The sequence below is a fragment of the Pseudomonas sp. GW821-FHT02C04 genome (genome assembly GCF_059421845.1).
Map to the genome: position 1 here is coordinate 726,093 of NZ_JBWKVT010000003.1, position 18,100 is coordinate 744,192.

Here is an 18,100-nt window from a genome sequence, read left to right on the forward strand (position 1 = left end):
GGTTTCGGCCATCCGAAATCTGCCGATTTCACGGAGCAAACACACATGAGTGCATCACCCGATCTCTCAGCCGCCGTTGCCGACAGCGATGCCGAACAACTGCGTCAACTGGGCTACACCTCCAACTTCAACCGCAGCATGAGCCTGTGGGAAAACTTCGCGCTGGGCTTCACGTATCTGTCACCGGTCGTAGGGGTTTATACCCTGTTCGGCTTGTGCCTGGCCGCTGGCGGGCCGCCGATGTTCTGGGCTTACTTGCTGGTCGGCTGTGGTCAGTTGCTGGTATGCCTGATCTTCGGCGAAGTGGTTTCGCAGTTCCCGATTTCCGGCGGCGTCTATCCTTGGGCGCGGCGTCTGGTGGGCAAGAAATGGGCGTGGATGGTCGGTTGGATCTACTCCATCGCCCTGTGCGTAACCATCGCCGCCGTGGCGGTTGGCGCCGGCCCGTACCTCGCCGCCATGCTGGGTTTTGAGCCGAGCAACAACACCAACATCGTTATCGCCCTGGTGCTGACGTTGTTCGCCACCCTGGTGAATCTCAGCGGCACCAAAGTGCTGGCGCGGATCGCCATGTTCGGCTTCCTCTGCGAACTGGTGGGTGCGGTGATCGTCGGCGTGTACCTGCTGATTTTCGAGCGCCACCAACCGATCAGCGTGCTGTTCAACACCTTCGACATCAGCGTCGACGGCTCTTACCTGCCGGCGTTCCTCACCGCGTCGCTGGCGGGGATGTTCCTCTACTACGGCTTCGAGGCCTGCGGCGACGTGGCCGAAGAAACCCCGAACCCGAGCGCAAAAATCCCGGTGGCCATGCGCATGACCATCTACATCGGCGGCATCGCGGCGATGTTCGCTTGCCTGGCGCTGATCCTCGCCGTGCCGGACATGCAAGCAGTGATCAACGGCACCGACAAGGACCCGGTCACCACCATCCTCAACAACGCCTTCGGCCCGGTCGGCTCGAAAGTGGTGATGGGCGTGGTGATGATTTCCTTCATCTCCTGCGTCATCAGCCTGCAAGCGGCGGCGAGTCGTCTGCTGTACTCCTACGCTCGCGATGAAATGGTCATCGGTAGCCGACTGCTGAAAAAGATTTCTCCTACGACCCAGGTGCCGGTTGCTGCGCTGTTCGTGTCCGGCGTCCTGCCCGGCCTGATCATCGCCCTCGGCTTCTTCCTGCAAGACGCCGTGGCCACCATCGTCAGCTTCGCCGCCATCGGCATCTACCTCGCGTTCCAGATGATCGTCCTGGCCGCCCTGTACGCCCGCAGCAAAGGCTGGAAACCGAGCGGCAAATTCACCCTCGGTGCCTGGGGCTGGCCGGTGAACATCGGCGCGCTGGTCTACGGCGTCGGCGCAATCATCAACATGGCCTGGCCCCGCACGCCGGATGCAGCGTGGTACATCAATTACGCGATGGTGCTGAGCACGGCGATCGTGATTGGTCTGGGGCTGGTTTACATGTGGATTGGCAAGCCGTATGACCACGGCAAAGCGCCTGCGGGAGACGCCTGGTCAATTTGATTTCGCAGTGCTTTTCGGCGAGATTACCCGTCGCGTCGAAAGGCACCGAATTCAAAATTTCAAGGAAGTCACACATGCAGATCAGCCAAGGGCAACGGTTGCCGTTATCAAAGATTCTTCAGGGACGCGCACTGACGCTCTCGATCAGGATCGACGCCGCGCAAGTGATCGACTTCGTCTGCTTCGGCGTCGATGCGCAAGGCAAGCTTTCGGATGACCGCTACATGGTCTTTTTCAATCAGCCGAGTACGCCCTGCGCCAGCATCAGGATCACCGATGGCGGCCGCTTCGCCATCAACCTCGATTCGCTCCCGGCATCGATCGAGCGTCTGGTGTTCACAGCCTCAATCGACGGCGCTGGCGCGATGAAGGACATTCGCGCCAGTAGCTTCGAAGTACTCAGCCCGGTCGGCGAGACGCTTGCAACTTGCCCGTTCTCGGGGGCCGATTTCACTGGCGAGAAGGCGATCATGGTCGCCGATCTGTATCGCAAGGACGGTGAGTGGCGCATCGCGGCCAACCTGCAAGGTTATGCCGAAGGTCTGGATGCGCTGGTTCGACATTTTGGTGGTGAAATCGCTGAAGAAGCACCACCGGCGCCGATATCAGCGAAGGTCTCTCTGGAGAAACGCGTCGGCGATGCTGCCCCGCAATTGGTCAGCCTGGCCAAGAAAGCGCAAGTCAGCCTGGAGAAAGCCAACCTCACTGAAACCAAAGCCCGCGTGGTGTTGGTGCTCGACGCAACCGGCTCGATGAACGGCCAGTATTCCCGTGGCCGGGTGCAGGAAGTGCTCAACCGGGTCATCCCGCTGGCCGTATCGTTCGATGAAGACGGCGAACTGGAATGCTGGGCATTCGCCGAGAAACCACTGCAACTCTCCCCCGTCACGCTCAGCAACTATGAGCGTTTCATCGACACCGACAGCCAAGGCTGGAAGAAATGGAATGTCGGCGGTCGCTTCAACGATGAACCGCGAGTCATCGAAAAAGTATTGGCATCGTTTCAGCAGTCCGATGAACACACGCCGATGTTCGTGATTTTCATCAGTGACGGCGGCGTGTCGAAAAACCGCGAAATTACCAAACTGATGGTAGACGCTGCCAGGCACGGGATTTTCTGGCAGTTCGTCGGCATCGGCGGCTCCAACTACGGCGTCCTGGAAAAGCTCGACACCCTGAGTGGACGTGTGGTCGACAACTGCGGCTTCTTCGCACTGGATGACTTGCACGACATCAGCGAAGAACAGCTGTACGACAAGTTGATGGCTGAATTCCCCTCCTGGCTCAAGGAAGCCAAAGTCAAAAACATCATTCGCTGACCGACGAAACGCTCAACACCTCAGGCACATCGCAAGCGCGGTGTACTGCACGTTATCCACGGAATAGGAATTTCAATTGAATCAGTCACTCAAGCCCGGCGAAAACACCAATCTCAGCCTCGCCCAAGGGCGGGTCGTGGTTACGCACGCGGCAGGCGCCAATCTGGACGTCAATCTGACCGCGTTTCTGCTTAGCGACACCGGCAAGGTGCTGGATGACAGCGGCATGGTGTTCTTCAACGTTCCTGAACATCCGTCCGGCGCAGCTACGTTTGCAGCGCCGATGGTTCAGGGAAGTGTGATCAGTCACAGCATCAGTTTCGATCTGGCACGCCTGCCGGCCAACATCACGAAAGTTGCCATCACCCTGACGCAAGACGGCAGTGCCGGCGGGTTTGAAGCGGTCAAGGACCTGCGAGCCACGGTGATGGCCGGTGCTCAAGTGCTGGAATTGGCTCCCGAGCCTTTCGCCAAAGAGACCGGGATCATCGTCCTCGATTTGTACGTGCGCAATGGCCAGTTCAAGGCGCGTTCGGTATGGCAGGGTTTCGCTTCGGGTTTGGCGGGTCTGTGTGGTTTGTATGGTGTTGAAGTCGAAGAAGAAGCGCCACCTCCGCCACCGGCCAAAGCCGTCAGCATGCAAAAGTCGCTGATTACCCTCGACAAGGTCGGCAGCAGCCACAAGGTCTCGCTGGAAAAAGGCCCGTCCGCACCAAAAGTCATTCGCGTCAGTGCCACTTGGGTGGATAACGGTGACGACTGCGACAACGACGACCTCGATCTGCGCATCGGCATCCTGCGCCCTGATGGGCGGATGTCGATCATCCAGGCACCGGACAAACGTGGCGAGTTCGATCTCGATCCTTACGTGTTCCACACCGGCGATGTGATGAGCGCGAGCGCCGGCGAACCGGCGGTGGAGACCGTCGACATCAACCCGGCGATCTCGCAGCTCATGGGCGGTAAAGTGGCGCTGGTGTGCAGCGTGTACTCAGCGGTCGACAATGGTGCGGTGTCGGTGGCCTCGCTGAAACCGAAAATGCGCATGGAATACGGCAACCAGGTCGTCGAGTGCGCTTTCGAATTCCCCGAAGATCATGATGATGACGAGGATGAGGACTACAGCGACATGATCTACACCTATGTGATCGGTCTGATCGAAATCGACCAAGAACACATCGTGCTCAGCCCGTCCGGCGCCACCTCCGAGTCTTGCAGCGAAGCCACGCCGTGGCTGACCCGCAACGGCGAAAAACTCAAGCTCACAATGGATGGCCCCGAAGTGTTCAAGGGCGAGCCACTGCAAAACAGCGGTTCGAAACGCTACGTTTGAGCCAGCCACTCTGACTGCCCGCGCCGCACCTGTGCATCTGTGCATCTGTGCGGTTCTTGAATGTCAGCCTGCCATTGCCCCGCGCCTCCGCAACGCGCCATGGTGATGCTCAGGCCACGCGGGCCAATCGAGGTGCTGACGTCCGAACCGCTGATGTTGAGGCGAACGCCGGGAACGATCGTGATGCGTTTGGAGAAACGAAACCCCATGAACAGCTCCTTGGCCCTGAAAGGCCGGGACATCTATCCCGGCCAGCGCTCCGCCGTTCAGGTTCGGCCGGCGATGTAGTCGTCGATCGAAGAGAACTGCCGGTTACGACACATCCAGCCAGAAAGGAAAACGAACGCCGTCGTTGCAAATACCGCCCATCCCCGGCGACGACGTGCGTCTTGCCGGGTACGTGCGCCGCCACACAGCAGCAACACCATCATCAGGAAATAAAAGGTCAGCAAGGCGATTTTGGCAAACAGCGAGAGCAGGAAAAACAGTGACACGCCATTGCTGCGGTAGGTTTGAATGGTCACTTGCAGCGACATCAGGCCTGCCAGCACGCAAGCGGCAATCAGCGCGTAATTCTTCGGGATCTCCAGCCAGACGCTAAATACAAAATAAGACCCGATACCCAGAATCGGCGTGATGCTGGTGAAAAGCGCATCGGTGTAGTCCTGATAGATCGTCATCGAGCCTCGTCGGTGTAGCCAGATGCAGATCAGCAACAACACCGCCATGCAGAACAGGGCGATCTTCAGATACAGAACGGCCTGATGATTATCCTGCGCGTTACTGTTTGCCGGGACAGGACTTGCCACCGCTGGTACTTGAGCAGCCGCAGCAGGTACACGCGGTTCAGCACGTTTGATATCGCTGGTGGGGGCCGGTCTGGCGGACTGCGGTATCGCGCCGGAGAGTTGATTGAGTCGCTGCGACATTGATGTGCTCAGGCAACTGTCGGTTACGCAGTTATCGCGCAAGCGCAGCCATTCACGTTGCTCGATACGAACCTGATTACGGTTAGCCGCAGAATCCAGCGCACGCACGTATTGCGAGTTCAGCTGTTCATCGAGAAGACTCAGTGCAGTATCGGCACAAATGGATTTTTCCGCGAAGCTCACCGCTTTGGCGCAGTCGAAACTGGTGGCATGGGCGTGCAATGAAATAAATGCGAGCACCAGAGCAATACCGGTGCTTATGCTTGAGCGAGACATGATCGAGTCCTTTCTTGTTGCTTGTACTGCCCGACCAAGGGTCTCTGAACTACGCCTGAGTCGGGGGGAGAATGCGCTCGCCTCAGGTACCAGGTGATTGCAGGAAGGTGGTGCCGTTCCATGTGAATTTTTGCGTGCTTTCGACACTTGGGCAGCAGTTGGCGTCGTCCGGACCGACGCTGAGCATTTTCACTGCGAGGGTTTGCGGCGCGATGACTTCAACGCTTTGCACACCTGATCCCACGACCAGTTTTGCTCGGTGAATCCAGCCCTGAGGTGTCGCGTAAAACGTCGCCAGCGACTGGAAGTAGCCATTGCCACCCCCCTGCCCTTCAAGGGTGTAAAGCACCACCGCGTCGTTGGTTCCGTCACCGTTCAGATCGGTCAAAATGATTTGTCGGGCGTCCTTGTACTCGTCACCGCCGTCCTGTGCGATTTCGCTGGCGATTTCACGGTCAATCGCAGCGTTGAGCAACGCGGTGACAGCAGCAACATCAGGCGCTGCCGACGGAGTCTCTACAGGAGCTGCAGCGACAGGTTGTTCGGTGATTGCATGGCGTTGCGCGACCGGATTGGAATCGCTGATCTTCTTCAGTACGGCAGCCCTGAGTGCCAGCATGTCCGATTCGAGAAATAGCTGGTTTCGCGTATCGCCGAACGGCTGTGCGTCGCCCAGTACCCAGCGAGCGAAGATTCCCGGACGTTTCTTTTCCTGGCGATCGACCAGGTCGTCGATCACTTCGTTGGCCGCTTTGGCAAAGCGTTCATAGCCATCCTGGCCAACGGCTTTTATCAACGTATCCTTCTCGCGCGCCACGTTTCTGCGAGCCAGTTCGAGCATGATGATGTTGGTGTCGACCAATTTGCTTTCGCATTCGTTGGTGTAGTTGCCCAAGCAATTCTGCCGGTATTCCTGAACAGCATTATTGGCTTTGAAGTCGTCGTAAGCGCCACAGCCTGACAAGGCTGCCAATACACCAACCGCCATGACCCCGCGAAGCATTCCCATTGAAAAAATCCTTATCAGTGCTGCATCCTGCTGAACTGCCCGTTTGATCCGACGCAGTCGCGCTTGGCGAAATGGTTGTACATAAGTTGAATAACCAGCGAATTGCTGGTCCGTGGAAATTCTGCAGACAAGAAAAAGCCCCCGGCAAACGCCGGGGGCTCTCGCAACCCTTTCGGGTTAGCCGATGTTCACGCCGTGCTCTTTAGCCAACGGCGCCAGGCCGCCAGCGAAGCCCTGGCCGATGGCCTTGAACTTGAACTCTTCGCCGTTGCGATACAGCTCGCCGAAGATCATCGCGGTTTCGGTCGAAGCGTCTTCGCTCAGGTCGAAGCGTGCCAGCTCTTTACCGTCAGTTTTGTTGACGACGCGGATGTAGGCGTTTTGCACCTGGCCGAAGCTCTGCTTGCGCGCGTCCGAATCGTGGATGGTTACAGCGAATACCAGCTTCTTCACTGCTGGCGCCAGGCCGGTCAGTTTGACGGTGACTTGTTCGTCATCGCCATCGCCTGCGCCCGACTTGTTGTCGCCCATGTGCTCGACCGAGCCATCAGCAGACTTTTTGTTGTTGTAGAAAATGAAGCTGTTGTCGTCGAGCACTTTGCCGGATTCGCCAACGATGAAAATCGAAGCGTCGAGGTCGAATTCGGTGCCGTCGGTGACGCGTGGGTCCCAGCCCAGGCCAACGATAACTTCAGACAGGCCTGGAGCTTCTTTGGACAGGCTGACATTGCCACCCTTGCTCAGTGATACCGCCATGTTCAAATTCCTCTTGGTTGTGGTGAGTCAGGCCCTGAATTCAGGGCCTTGCAAATCAATTGGCAAGATGCCGAACCTTAGAAGTTCAGACCGAAAGAGTTGGCCACAGCCTTCAGGCCGCCAGCGTAACCCTGGCCAACAGCGCGGAATTTCCACTCGCCACCGTTGCGATACAGCTCAGCGAAAATCATCGCGGTTTCGGTGGAAGCGTCTTCAGCCAGGTCATAGCGAACGACTTCGGCGCTGGATACTTCGTTGACCACACGAATGAACGATCCACCGACCTGGCCAAAGCTTTGTTTGCGGGCTTCGGCGTCATGGATGGTTACGACAAACACGACTTTTTCGACGTCGGCCGGAACACGGCTCAGGTCAACTTTCAGCACTTCGTCGTCGCCGTCGCCAGCGCCGGTACGGTTGTCACCCGTGTGCTCAACCGAACCGTCCGCACTCTTCAACTGGTTGTAGAAAATGAAGTCTGCGTCGCTGCGAACCTTGCCGCTGGCGCCTACCAGAAACGCGCTGGCGTCCAGGTCAAACTCCGCGCCGTCGGTAGCGCGCGGGTCCCAACCCAGGCCAACCAGAATTCTGGTCAGGCTCGGGTCGGTTTTGGTAAGGGACAGGTTGCCACCTTTTTGAAGTGTCAAAGCCATCGGTACATCTCCTTGTGGTTGATGCTGCTACTCAATTGTTTTCGGTTTGGGTTTCTTCCTGACCCGGCATGATCAGGCTCGCCACTACGCCGATTGCCAGGACCACCATGACAATCAACAAGCTGGTATTCGCGTCAATGGTGTAGCCGTGGTGGAACATGTGGTCGGTGGCGTTCAGGCCAAGTTTCACTGCGATGAAGAACAACAGCGCAATCACCGATTTTTCCAGATGGACCAGGTAGCGTTTCAGCGCTTCGAGCACGAAGTACATGGTTCGCAGGCCAAGAATCGCGAACAGCATCGCCGAGTAGACGATCAGCGGTTCACGGCTGACAGCGATCACTGCCGGCACCGAGTCGAACGCGAAGAGGATATCGGACACTTCCGCGACCACCAGGCACAGGAACAGCGGCGTGGCGAACAGCGTGCCTTTGGCGGCCAGGGTCATGCCCTGGTTTTCCGGTTTCTGCAGCTCACCTTCGAGCACCTTGCGGGTCACGAAGAAATTGTGGCCGTACAGTTTTGGCCACACCGGGAACAGCTTCTGCGCGAAGCGATACGCCATGTGCTTGGAGTAGTCTTCTTCCTCCTCATCGTCCCCGCCGGCGCGCAACATCATCACGGCCGTCCACGCAACGATCACCGCGAAGACAATTTCCACCCACGGCCCGAAAGCCAGCAGGCCGGTGCCGATCGCGACGAACACGCCACGGAACACGATGGCGCCGATGATGCCCCAGTACAGAACGCGGTGACGCAGGCCATCCGGCACCTTGAACCAGGCGAAGATCGCCATGAAGACAAACAGGTTGTCGACACTCAGGACTTTTTCCAGCGCATAACCGGTAACGAACAGGCTGGCCACTTCAGGGCCGTGCTGCACGTACAGGAAACCTGCGAACGCCAGCGAAATCGCGATCCAGAATATCGACCAGATCGAGGCCTTCATCAGCGAAATAGGCTTGCCTCCACGGTGCGTGACCATGTCCAGCAGCAGGGCGCCAAGCGACAGCCCTACAAACACCGCCATGGTCAGCGGGGGAAATCCGATTTGCGTTTCCACAGGTACCGCTCCTTAAAGATCAAAATCAGCCGGGTTCAGACCCAGCTCGGCGCAGATCAAACGGCACGCCGCTTTTTCCTTTTCATCGAACGTGCCGTCCGATGCGCCGATGGAACAGGCAACACGCACCAACAGGCGAGCAGCACCCGGGTCGCTCTTGATCTTGCCGATGACTTTCAGTGCTTCCGCCTGACCGATCTGGAAGTCGAACTCGAACTTCTCGCAATGCGCCGAGAAGGACTTGATCACGTCTGCCGTGTTGAACACTTTCAATTCTGGCGAGATATTGATGAAGCCGATCATCTTCTGCTTTTCCGCCGAAGAGATATCGCCATCCGCTGCGGAGACGATGGCGCAGCTGGCCGTCATCGCTTCCATGAACTTCTGGTTCTTGAATTTACCGACTTCAGTTGTCAGTTTGTCGCGAGCCGCCGTCGCGTTTTCTTTAAGCCATGCGAGCATGTCAAATCTCCTTAAGGGGCGGGACCGGAAGGCCCCGCCATCCGTATTATTTCGAGCCGGCGCGCCAGCTCATGCCCCAGCCATAAGCCTTGTCGACTGCCGAATGACCACGATGGAAATCGACGCGGCGCGAAACCTTCACCGCCCCGTCAACGTTCTCGAGCATGGCAATCGCACACATGCCTTCGCGGCCACCTTCTTCATTGAGGCGAACCTCGATGTCCGGCTGGCCGGGGATGTAGATGGTCACGATGCCGTCAGTCTCTTTCCAGTTCGGCGCGCCTTCGTAGATGAAGGCGAAGATCAGAATGCGTTTGACCTCGCCCCACTTCGCGCCGTTGATGTGCATCCACTCGCCACCGGCAACCGAGCCAGTGCGGTCATCGCCCTTGAGCTGGATGTACGGCGCGCCACTCAGGCTGCCGAAGCAGTTGCCCAAGGCCTGTACCACGCCCTTTTCGCCATCCTGCAGTTCGTACAGGCAGCCAACGTCAAGGTCGACGGATTTGCTGCGGCTGAAGAAGCCACCGCCGCTGCCCTTGTTCCAGTTCAGGTTGACCTTGATTTCGCCGAAACCGCTGGCGGTTTTCTCCAGGCTGATCGACGAACGAGTCTTGTCGAGCGTGATCTTGCTCAGACTGATCGTCGATTTCGCGGGCGCAGGCACCGGTGCCGGGGCTGGTGCAGGTGGAACTGGCGCAGGCGTCGGTGCAGCGGACGGAGCGGCGACTTCAACACCAAAATGCTTGGCCAGTGGTTCCAGACCGCCGTTGAAACCTTGCGCGACACAGCGGAATTTCCACTCACCCTGGCGACGATAAAACTCGCCAAGGATCAACGCAGTTTCCTTCATCCCGGCAGTTGGCAACTGAGCCTCGATGCCGCCCGAGACTGCCACGGACAAGTGCGAGACGCGCTCGAAACTGGCCTTGTTCTCGTAGATCGTCGCCGACAGCGCGACTTTCTCGACCGCTGTTTCAAGACGACTCAGATCGACAGTGAATACCGCGCGCCCGGCTGTCGCCTCGGTCATCTGCAACGCGCCGCCGAGCACACTGCTCTGGCCATAGAAGCACATGTCGCCATCGCCACGGACTTTACCCGAAGCGTTCAGGACGAAAGCCGATACATCAATGTCGACGCCCGGAATTGGCGTGTAGTTGATATCCACGCGAAGCTGGCCGCAGGCAACCGGCGCATTACCACCAGGTACGAGAGTGGCCATCAGCTCAGCGCCTGTACGGCCAGATTGACCAGGTCGTCAGCAGTTCGCCCACGAGTGGTTTCGCCGATGGCCTTGAATTCCCAATCGGAACCTTTGCGCGACAGGCTCGCCATCACGATGCCGGTATGACCGCCCTTCTCGGACAGGTTGAAACGCGCCAGTTCCGATTTGTTGCTGGCATTGACGATGCGGCAGTAGGCTTTTTCGACTTTGTCGAAGTTCTGCCCGGTGAAGCTGTTCACGGTGAAGATCAGATGCTTGACGGCGGCCGGCAGACGCGACAGATCAACGTGGATAGTTTCGTCATCACCATCGCCTTCACCGGTACGGTTGTCGCCAGAGTGCTGAATCGAACCGTCCTGCGACTTCAACTGACGGAACCAGACCAGGTCGATCACTTGCAGACTTTCGTCGAGCAGGATGCACGAAGCGTCCAGATCGATCTCTCCGCCGCTGCCCATCAGCTTGCCGAGAAAACCTGCTTTCACCGGGTCCCAACCCAGGCCAAGGCTGATGCGGGTCAAAGCGCTGCCGGCCGTTTTTTCCAGAGAAATGCTTTGCTGTTTGCTCAGGGTAAGTGCCATCGTTACGCTCCTTGTTGATCGTCAGTGTTCACGTCGCGATCAGGTCTGATCGCGCTTTTTGCTGTCCGCAGACGTCCACGACGCCATGCCGGATGAAAGTGTCGCCAGTGCGCGTCTTGCGCCGCAGCGAGCAATTCGTGATCGCCACGGGTATCGCCCCAGGCTTTGAGGCGGTATTCAGTCAGCGGCCCATAGACCGCCTCCAGCCGCAGCACCTTGTTCTCGCAGCGGCAGTTGTTGCCGGATATACGTCCGGTCAATTTGCCGTCGATCACTTCAAGTTCGGTGCCGATCAGCTTGATACCCAAGCGATCCGCGAAGGGTTGCAGCACCAGCGCTGGCGACGCCGAGCACAGGGTCACCTGCGAACCGGCGGCGATCTCGCTGGCAATCGCCATCAAGCCTGTCGGGCGCATCAGCCTGGTCCAGAAAGCTGCGCAGTACTTCGCTGCTTGCTGGCTCACCCACTCCGCGTCCACGCCGCTGAGAAAGCGGCTGATCAACTGCGCCTTGAGCTCATCGCGGCTCATGCGTCGGGCGAGGAATCGAATGCTCGGCAGCGCGAGCGTCAGCACACGCCGGGCGAACTCACGTTTGCCGAAGGCAAACTTCAAGAACGGTATAAAACTGTCATGGCGGGTCAGTGTGCCGTCGAAATCAAAGACGCAGAGCACCTTTTTCCCCGGCTGGTCAGGGCCGGTATTTGCCTGAATCATCGAACGGCCTCGGCTAGTCGAATGGGTGCTTCACCGTGGGCGGCATCGGTTTGGCGCACGCCATGCCATTCGGCGCGCTCAAGAATCTTCATCGCCCATTGGTAATGGGTCGCCGGTTCACACATCACATCGTTGTGCTTGAACACGGCCGGGGCCACGTCGCTGACGATCAACTTCGCACTGTTCAGGTCTTCGAGGCTGACTCGCAGCGCATCCTGAATGATGCTGATCTGGCTCGGGTGAATCGCGGTCTTGCCCACCAGACCGTGGGCGATGTCCAGTTCCAGCTCTTCACACAGCAGATTCGGCGTGGCGAGTTGTTCGAACACCGGCGCGGTCAGTGCAAAACCTTGCGACCCCATCACCCCGGCCAACATCGGAATCACGTAACCCATCGGCGTGTTGTACAGCGTGGTCGCCGGGTTACGCCGCAAGCCGAGGCTGCCCATCAGATCATTACCGCCAATACGCAGGGCGATGATCCGGTGATTCAGATTGGCCTTGAGCGCCTGGCCCAACTCGAGCATCGCCACCGGACTGAACACGTCGACAGTTTCCAGAGTCGGCATCAGGAACAGCTCAGGACTGGTCACCGCCCGCTCCCAGGCGTCGAGGTTGCGCAGCGTCAGTTTCGGCACAACGAAGCCGTCGACGTGCTTCATCAACGGCCAGTCATTGAGTACCGCCGCCATCGCCGAATCACGCGGACGCACGAACAGCACCGGCCCGTCGGCAGGCCGCCCGCCGCGCTCATCTATTGCCGACAACAGGCAATGCAAGTTGCTCAACGCGGTGCTGACATCGATCTCGGCAACCGCATCTTCCAGGCATACCACCAGCGAACGCAGTTCCGGCAGCTTGGTGGCGAACACCACATCCAGCAGATCGGCGCGCGTGGCCGGCATGTACAGCGTGGCACCCAAGGCATAAGGAGAAAGCTTCTTCATCAGCTCACGCTCCGAATGATGGTCACGGCTCGGTACGGGCCGAGTGCGGCACCGACTTCTTCGACGCAAACGCCAGCGCCTTCGGTGAGGTGCATCAGTAATTGCACGTCACTGTCGTTGCGATCTCGCACCAGCACATGATCCGGCACCCGGCGTAGCACCGCGCGAGTGGCCTCGGCGATGCCCGGTTTGACCCGGTTCAGATTGCTGATATCGAAACGTGCAGCCAGCGACTCCACGACTTGCGTGGCGGCGGCTTGCAGCTTGGCACGCTTGTTGGCCGTCCACGGCACCGCAGCAGGCACCGGGCCCAGGGTTTTGCGCTGTTGCTCGATGTGCTCGATGAACTCGCGCGTCACATCGTGTTCAGTCAGGTGGTCGTAGACCACGCAGCCATGCAGCCCGCCATCAGCCGGCCAGATCGAACGCGATACCAGACCCGAGACGGTCGCGCCAAGGATGCCCGACGGAATCACCCAGTCTTCCGCCGAGGCCGCCAGCCAGGCTCGCCCGCAAGGGTCGGCCAGCACCACCAGACGCGGCTCCTCAGGGAATCGAGCATCGCCTTTGAGGCTGCGCTGAATTTCACCGGAGATCGCGCCTTTGCCAGTCCAGCCGTCGACGAACACGATGTTTTGCGCGCCGTGGGCCTGAATGATCGCCTCAAGACCGATGAGGTCTATGCCGCGATCCCGCACGATGCTGATGCCGTAATGATGAGTCTCGCGGCCCATGTCGATCAGCGCCCGACGCAGCAGCACACCCAGCGGCAACCCGGCGCGGACAAACGACACCAGAACAATCGATGGGCCTGTGCAAGCGCCATTCAACGCCAGCGCCAGTGCCTGAACGTCGCTGGCCATGCGCACGCCATTCTGCGCGAGCGCTCTCTCGTACAGCGCTTTGTGCACTGGCGTCGGCGCGCTCTCGAAGCTGATCATCTCCGAGTAGTGCTTCTGCTGCGTCTGAATCAGCCGCTCTTTCTCTAAGACGTCGGTCACCTCCATCTGCACCGGCTGGAGCAGGAAGTGCACGTCGTCCTGCAAATAGCTGCCGCTACCAACAGTCTTGAGGTCAGCGATGGACTCAGTCATTGAGCGCATGCCCCACAAACTTCGCCAGTTGGCTACCGGACGGGGTTGCCCACATATGGCAGGCATCCATGAAACCGAGGTCGGTAATGCTGTCGCCGAAGCCCAGCACGGGTCGTTCACCGTTGACTTCACGGTCACGGTGCAACAGTTCCTCAACGGCCACGCGCTTCGACAGACCGGCGGGCAAAAAGGCCAGATTGTTGCTGTTGCCGTGGACGTGCATTCCCTCCAGCAAGCCGCGCGCCTGGACTTCAGCCAGCACGGTTTGCAGGACTTCGTCGTTGGATTCGTTGTGCTTGGTCACCACGTAGTGGCGCAGGTTTTCTTCTTCAACTACCCAGCCGCGCAGCGAAATGCCCAGCGCCTTGCCAATGGCCAGGGTCGCGGCGCTCAGATCGGGGAGCCGGTGTTGAAAGTCTGCCAGGACGACAGTCATGTGCGCCCGCCATTGCTCATCGATCCTGCCGTCGGCGCCGAGAATCACCCCGCCGTGCGAGCACACGGCGCCCTTGTCGAAAGGCAGTTTGACTCGGCTGAAAGCTTCGACACTACGCGCAGTCACAGGCACGACGTCGGTCGAGGACAACAGCCATTCCACCAGAGTTTTCTGCACCGGGTTCATGTACCCGTTCGGTTGGCCTTCAATGTCAAAGGTCGCAGGATGGCGTGGCGTGCCTTCAGGCATTTTGCGCGCGGTCTGGAACAGCGTGTCATCAAGGTCAACCAAGGCCAGCGGACGATTACTGAGCATCGACAATCACCTCGGCGTTCAGGGCGGCAACCAGCTCGGCAGATACTGCCTGCGTCGGTGTTTCCGAGCAGATCAGCACGCGATCAAACTCCCCCGGGCGCACGTTGTAGAGAAAGTTCGGAATGCCCAGACCGTAGTTGTCCGAGAACGACAATGCGTGACCGATGGCATGGCCCAGCGCGATCGGCGAACGGCTGGTCGAGCTGAAGTGCACGTCGGCACCGGCACGCTCAAGACGTTCGGCGAGCAGGAACGGACGCCAGACAAACTCGCTGGTGCCGACCACCAACACTCGCTCGCCAGCCTTGATTTGCAGATCGGGGGCCAAGGTGTCTTCGACCTTGCGCACACCGAGCCGGCCCCAGTCGTTGTGTGCCGACAACGGCCACTCACCGGCGGCGACGGTGCCGACGGCCGGCATCTCCGGCAGCGGCGCTTCGAGGTCTTGATGGAAATCGTAGGAGCCTTGCAGTAACGAGACTTGATGCGCGGACTCGCCAATGGTGTTGCGCACCGCGTTGCTCGACCAGTCGGTCAGCACGCAGGTCACGACACGTTCGACCTGGGTCAGACCCGAGTCGACCAAAGCGCGGTGCAAATTGATGAAGGTCTTGCCGGTGGAAGCTTCATCGTCTACCAGCACCAGCGAGCGCGCATTCAACATCATTTCGCGCACGTCAGGATCGACCGGCAAGTGGATCAAATGGGCGCTGGCGTGGCTGTGTTCTTCTTCGAAACGAGTGAACAGTTCGGTGCCGGTCGGGTGCCGTGTGCTGACCATGTACACCGTGTCAGGCCGGGTCGCGCTGAACGCGCGGTGCACGCCAGCACCGAGGCCAACGGCGGTCTCGGCCATGCCGATCACCAGCACCGGGCCGGGCAGATCCGCAGGGATCTGCGCCGCGAGGCTTGCGAAACTGGTGTTCATTGCCGAGGGGCGTACCGGGATATGGCGGCCAAGCACTTTGGACACGAACAGGAACGCACGCTTGGGGTTACGGCGCTCGGCAAAGCCGAACAAAGCGTTCGGAGCGATGAGTGAATCATCTACTTTGACATCGAGTCGCCCGCGCATCAGTTGCGCACTGAGCGTTTGTGTAGCTGCGTTACTTTCCATGAGCAAAAATTCCTAAATGGCGCTGGGGAATTAACCGCGCGCCGGTACCAAATGTTTCAAATCAAGAGAAGTCAGAAATTTCGCGCTTCGACACGCCACATTGAAGCCTGGGCTTCACGTGCCAGTTCCGCTGTTGTGAAAGATTTGCCGACAGGGATCTTGCTGGCCTCGACGCGACAAGCGTCAAGGAATGAGAGGAGCAATGGCGCCTTGACCGCAAAATTCATGTTTTGCGCATCCGGCAGAGTTGAGGTCACCAGACCGACCACCGCACCCGAGGAGTCAAAAAGAGGGCTGCCACTGGAACCGGGCTGAATCGGGGCAGTGAACTGCAGCAGGCTCGAATCATTGTGCAGGCCAAACAGCCCCGACACACCACCCTGCGTCACTTGCACGCCGCCGCCAGCGAACCCCGCAAGCGGGAATCCCAACGCCACAACGTTGTCGCCGAGGTCGCAGCCAAAACCTTCCTTGAACGCCACCGGTTTCAGCGGTGGGCAATCCAGCACTCGCAACAAAACGATGTCGTTGCGCCGATCGACCACAACGGGTTCGACACGGTAACGTCCTTCGAAGGAGGAGATGTGAATTTCCTGCATGTCCTCGATGACGTGAGCACAGGTCAGGACGTGATTTCTCGAAACGGCAAAACCGGTTCCGGTCGCACTGCCGCGTCCGGATTCGGAAGGGCTTGAGCGTCCCTTGGGATGGGCATCGTTGATATCGAGGCCGATTCGCCGGCCAAAAGCCGCCAGGCCATAAGCTGAACCTTCAGCCAGAGCCCGGAACTTCCATTGCTGATTGCGCGTGTAAAACTCGCCGATGATGATCGCCGATTCGCCGTTATCACGCAGATCGAGACTGTAATCAAGCTGGCCATCAACCTGAAAACGCAGGGTCTTCAGATCACTGACCGGACCAGCAGCAGAGAAGGTATAGACGATGATCAGCACGCGATCGCTGCCTGACGGCAGTTCTGCCAGGTTCATCGCACAGCCGACCTTTTCCTGATCACCTTTCCACTCCATCCAGCCATGGGAGGTCTGGAACAGGGCGGGTTCACCTGTCGGGCGGCGTTTCTCGTCAACCGGCAATATAGCGACTGCTGCATAGTCCCCGAAAGCCGAGGACTTACCGCATTCAAGAGTCCATTCACTCTGTGTGCTCGATATTACGGCATTTGCGCCAGGCGCCAGCACCATCATTCCCTGATCTCTCCTTGACTGCTAACGACCAGCTGCTTCACATGCAGCGCGGCGAATTGTATCAAAAAATAGATATCGCTTTAATATCAGGATGCCACAGCCGCCACGGTCACGCCCTTGACCCGGACGTTCGCCCTCCAGACGGTCGCAGGCTCCGGCAAGCCCAGCCGTCGAGCCGCGAAAATGCCCGGCAGGTTGGTCCCGGTCGCCCGCGTGTAACCGATGCCGCCCGAGTATCGCGGGTTGATTTCCAGCAAATGCGGCTGGCCATCAGCGTCGTCGCGGGTTTGCACATTGACGATTCCGTCACATCCGAAATGCTCGGCAGCCTTGAGTGCCAACTCGACAGCAGCGCCCTCACGTTCGAAGGTCTGATGTACACCAGCCTTTCGACGACTGACGAACGCAACCGGACGGCCGGCTTCGCAGACCATGTCCACCGAACATTCGCTGCCGGCCATGTACGGCATCATCAGCATCGGTGCCGGAGCTTCGGCTTCGCAGTAAGCACGCATATAAGTTTCAAAATTGGCTTCACGCGCATCCGGGTTGGCAAAACAGCGGAACGGATCGGTATCCGCCTTGAATCGCCAGAAACCCTGGCCATAAATACCGACCGCAGGTTTGACGCACACTTCGCCACTGGCGGAGAGGGTTTTGTAAGCTGCGAACATTTCTTCGGCATTCAATGCTGTGATCGCCGGGACACAAGCCAGGCCGACACGCTCTGCTTCGGCGGTGAATCGGCTCTTGTCGTCGACCATGTCGAAGGTCGTCATCGACGTACCGCCAGTCACCAATTCAAGACCTGCCTGTTCAAAGCGCGCCCGTTCGATCTCGAAAACATTACCGACGCGTCCAGCCAGAATCAGTTTGATGTTGTGCGCTACTGCAGTGGCGATGACCCAGTCGATACGCTCTTCATTGTCACTTGGCTCGGTAAAACTGACGTCGGCAAGCGACGTGATTTCAGGGCGATCCTGACGATGAGAGGCGAAGATTTTTACATCCGCCGGAAGTGCCTCGCGCGCGCCGATGATGACGTCACGCTGACTCGATTGCCCTTCTAGAAACCAGATCATTTGATACTCGCTGATTGATGCGCCGGCGCAATAGTAACTGGATGAATATCAACTG

At 58.7% G+C, this 18,100-nt stretch carries 19 protein-coding genes; 3 read left to right on the forward strand and 16 right to left on the reverse strand.

From position 1 onward, the window contains the following. The first annotated feature begins 45 nt into the window (after positions 1-45). From AC07VV_RS15490 to AC07VV_RS15500, 3 genes are all read left to right on the forward strand, one after another. Positions 46-1,524 carry an APC family permease gene (locus AC07VV_RS15490; RefSeq protein WP_495036707.1) on the forward strand — a complete coding sequence of 493 codons (1,479 nt, stop codon included), beginning with the start codon at positions 46-48 and terminating at the stop codon, positions 1,522-1,524. Between the two features lie 74 nt (positions 1,525-1,598). Continuing rightward, positions 1,599-2,843, forward strand: coding sequence for a VWA domain-containing protein (locus AC07VV_RS15495; protein ID WP_495036708.1), 1,245 nt, complete (start codon positions 1,599-1,601; stop codon positions 2,841-2,843). A 76-nt stretch (positions 2,844-2,919) separates the two neighbouring features. Next, positions 2,920-4,176 carry a TerD family protein gene (locus tag AC07VV_RS15500; RefSeq protein ID WP_495036709.1) on the forward strand — a complete coding sequence of 419 codons (1,257 nt, stop codon included), beginning with the start codon at positions 2,920-2,922 and terminating at the stop codon, positions 4,174-4,176. Here AC07VV_RS15500 and AC07VV_RS15505 read toward each other — a convergent pair. The 16 genes from AC07VV_RS15505 to AC07VV_RS15580 all read right to left on the reverse strand — a co-directional run bounded on the left by AC07VV_RS15505 (position 4,167) and on the right by AC07VV_RS15580 (position 18,045). Further along, positions 4,167-4,385, reverse strand: coding sequence for a DUF4236 domain-containing protein (locus AC07VV_RS15505; RefSeq protein ID WP_495036710.1), 219 nt, complete (start codon positions 4,383-4,385; stop codon positions 4,167-4,169). The two genes, AC07VV_RS15500 and AC07VV_RS15505, sit on opposite strands and share 10 nt — an antisense overlap. Before the next feature lie 57 nt (positions 4,386-4,442). After that, complete coding sequence (locus AC07VV_RS15510) at positions 4,443-5,381, reverse strand: lysozyme inhibitor LprI family protein (protein ID WP_495036711.1); 939 nt, start codon at positions 5,379-5,381, stop codon at positions 4,443-4,445. Positions 5,382-5,463: 82 nt separating this feature from the next. Continuing rightward, the gene (locus AC07VV_RS15515; protein WP_495036712.1) at positions 5,464-6,390 is read right to left on the reverse strand and encodes a hypothetical protein; all 927 of its coding nucleotides are present in this window, start codon (positions 6,388-6,390) and stop codon (positions 5,464-5,466) included. A gap of 177 nt (positions 6,391-6,567) precedes the next feature. Beyond that, entirely contained in the window at positions 6,568-7,146 is a 579-nt protein-coding gene (locus AC07VV_RS15520) for a TerD family protein (RefSeq protein WP_495036713.1), read from the reverse strand. A gap of 77 nt (positions 7,147-7,223) precedes the next feature. Beyond that, positions 7,224-7,799, reverse strand: a complete 576-nt coding sequence (locus AC07VV_RS15525) for a TerD family protein (RefSeq protein ID WP_096819294.1) — start codon at positions 7,797-7,799, stop codon at positions 7,224-7,226. Between the two features lie 31 nt (positions 7,800-7,830). Further along, complete coding sequence (locus tag AC07VV_RS15530) at positions 7,831-8,829, reverse strand: TerC/Alx family metal homeostasis membrane protein (protein WP_495036748.1); 999 nt, start codon at positions 8,827-8,829, stop codon at positions 7,831-7,833. A 45-nt stretch (positions 8,830-8,874) separates the two neighbouring features. Further along, entirely contained in the window at positions 8,875-9,324 is a 450-nt protein-coding gene (locus AC07VV_RS15535; RefSeq protein WP_096819292.1) for a tellurite resistance TerB family protein, read from the reverse strand. 46 nt (positions 9,325-9,370) lie between these two features. Beyond that, the gene (locus AC07VV_RS15540; protein WP_495036714.1) at positions 9,371-10,549 is read right to left on the reverse strand and encodes a TerD family protein; all 1,179 of its coding nucleotides are present in this window, start codon (positions 10,547-10,549) and stop codon (positions 9,371-9,373) included. Next, on the reverse strand, positions 10,549-11,133 hold the full coding sequence (locus tag AC07VV_RS15545; protein WP_096819288.1) for a TerD family protein: 585 nt from the start codon (positions 11,131-11,133) through the stop codon (positions 10,549-10,551). The genes AC07VV_RS15540 and AC07VV_RS15545 overlap by 1 nt, the downstream gene beginning before the upstream one ends. Positions 11,134-11,135: 2 nt before the next feature. Further along, complete coding sequence (locus AC07VV_RS15550; RefSeq protein ID WP_495036715.1) at positions 11,136-11,849, reverse strand: HAD family hydrolase; 714 nt, start codon at positions 11,847-11,849, stop codon at positions 11,136-11,138. Beyond that, the gene (locus AC07VV_RS15555; protein WP_495036716.1) at positions 11,846-12,796 is read right to left on the reverse strand and encodes an HpcH/HpaI aldolase/citrate lyase family protein; all 951 of its coding nucleotides are present in this window, start codon (positions 12,794-12,796) and stop codon (positions 11,846-11,848) included. Before AC07VV_RS15555 ends, AC07VV_RS15550 begins: the two co-directional genes overlap by 4 nt. Then, on the reverse strand, positions 12,796-13,890 hold the full coding sequence (locus AC07VV_RS15560) for a cysteine protease StiP family protein (RefSeq protein ID WP_495036717.1): 1,095 nt from the start codon (positions 13,888-13,890) through the stop codon (positions 12,796-12,798). The genes AC07VV_RS15555 and AC07VV_RS15560 overlap by 1 nt, the downstream gene beginning before the upstream one ends. Continuing rightward, a complete protein-coding gene (locus tag AC07VV_RS15565; RefSeq protein ID WP_495036718.1) occupies positions 13,883-14,641 on the reverse strand; it encodes an HAD family hydrolase in 759 nt (252 codons plus the stop codon). The genes AC07VV_RS15560 and AC07VV_RS15565 overlap by 8 nt, the downstream gene beginning before the upstream one ends. Further along, the gene (locus tag AC07VV_RS15570) at positions 14,631-15,758 is read right to left on the reverse strand and encodes a phosphoribosyltransferase domain-containing protein (protein WP_096819280.1); all 1,128 of its coding nucleotides are present in this window, start codon (positions 15,756-15,758) and stop codon (positions 14,631-14,633) included. The genes AC07VV_RS15565 and AC07VV_RS15570 overlap by 11 nt, the downstream gene beginning before the upstream one ends. A gap of 71 nt (positions 15,759-15,829) precedes the next feature. Further along, entirely contained in the window at positions 15,830-16,963 is a 1,134-nt protein-coding gene (locus AC07VV_RS15575; RefSeq protein ID WP_495036719.1) for a trypsin-like peptidase domain-containing protein, read from the reverse strand. A gap of 86 nt (positions 16,964-17,049) precedes the next feature. Then, positions 17,050-18,045: an ATP-grasp domain-containing protein gene (locus AC07VV_RS15580; protein ID WP_495036720.1), complete on the reverse strand. Its 996-nt coding sequence runs from the start codon at positions 18,043-18,045 to the stop codon at positions 17,050-17,052. Positions 18,046-18,100: the final 55 nt, after the last annotated feature.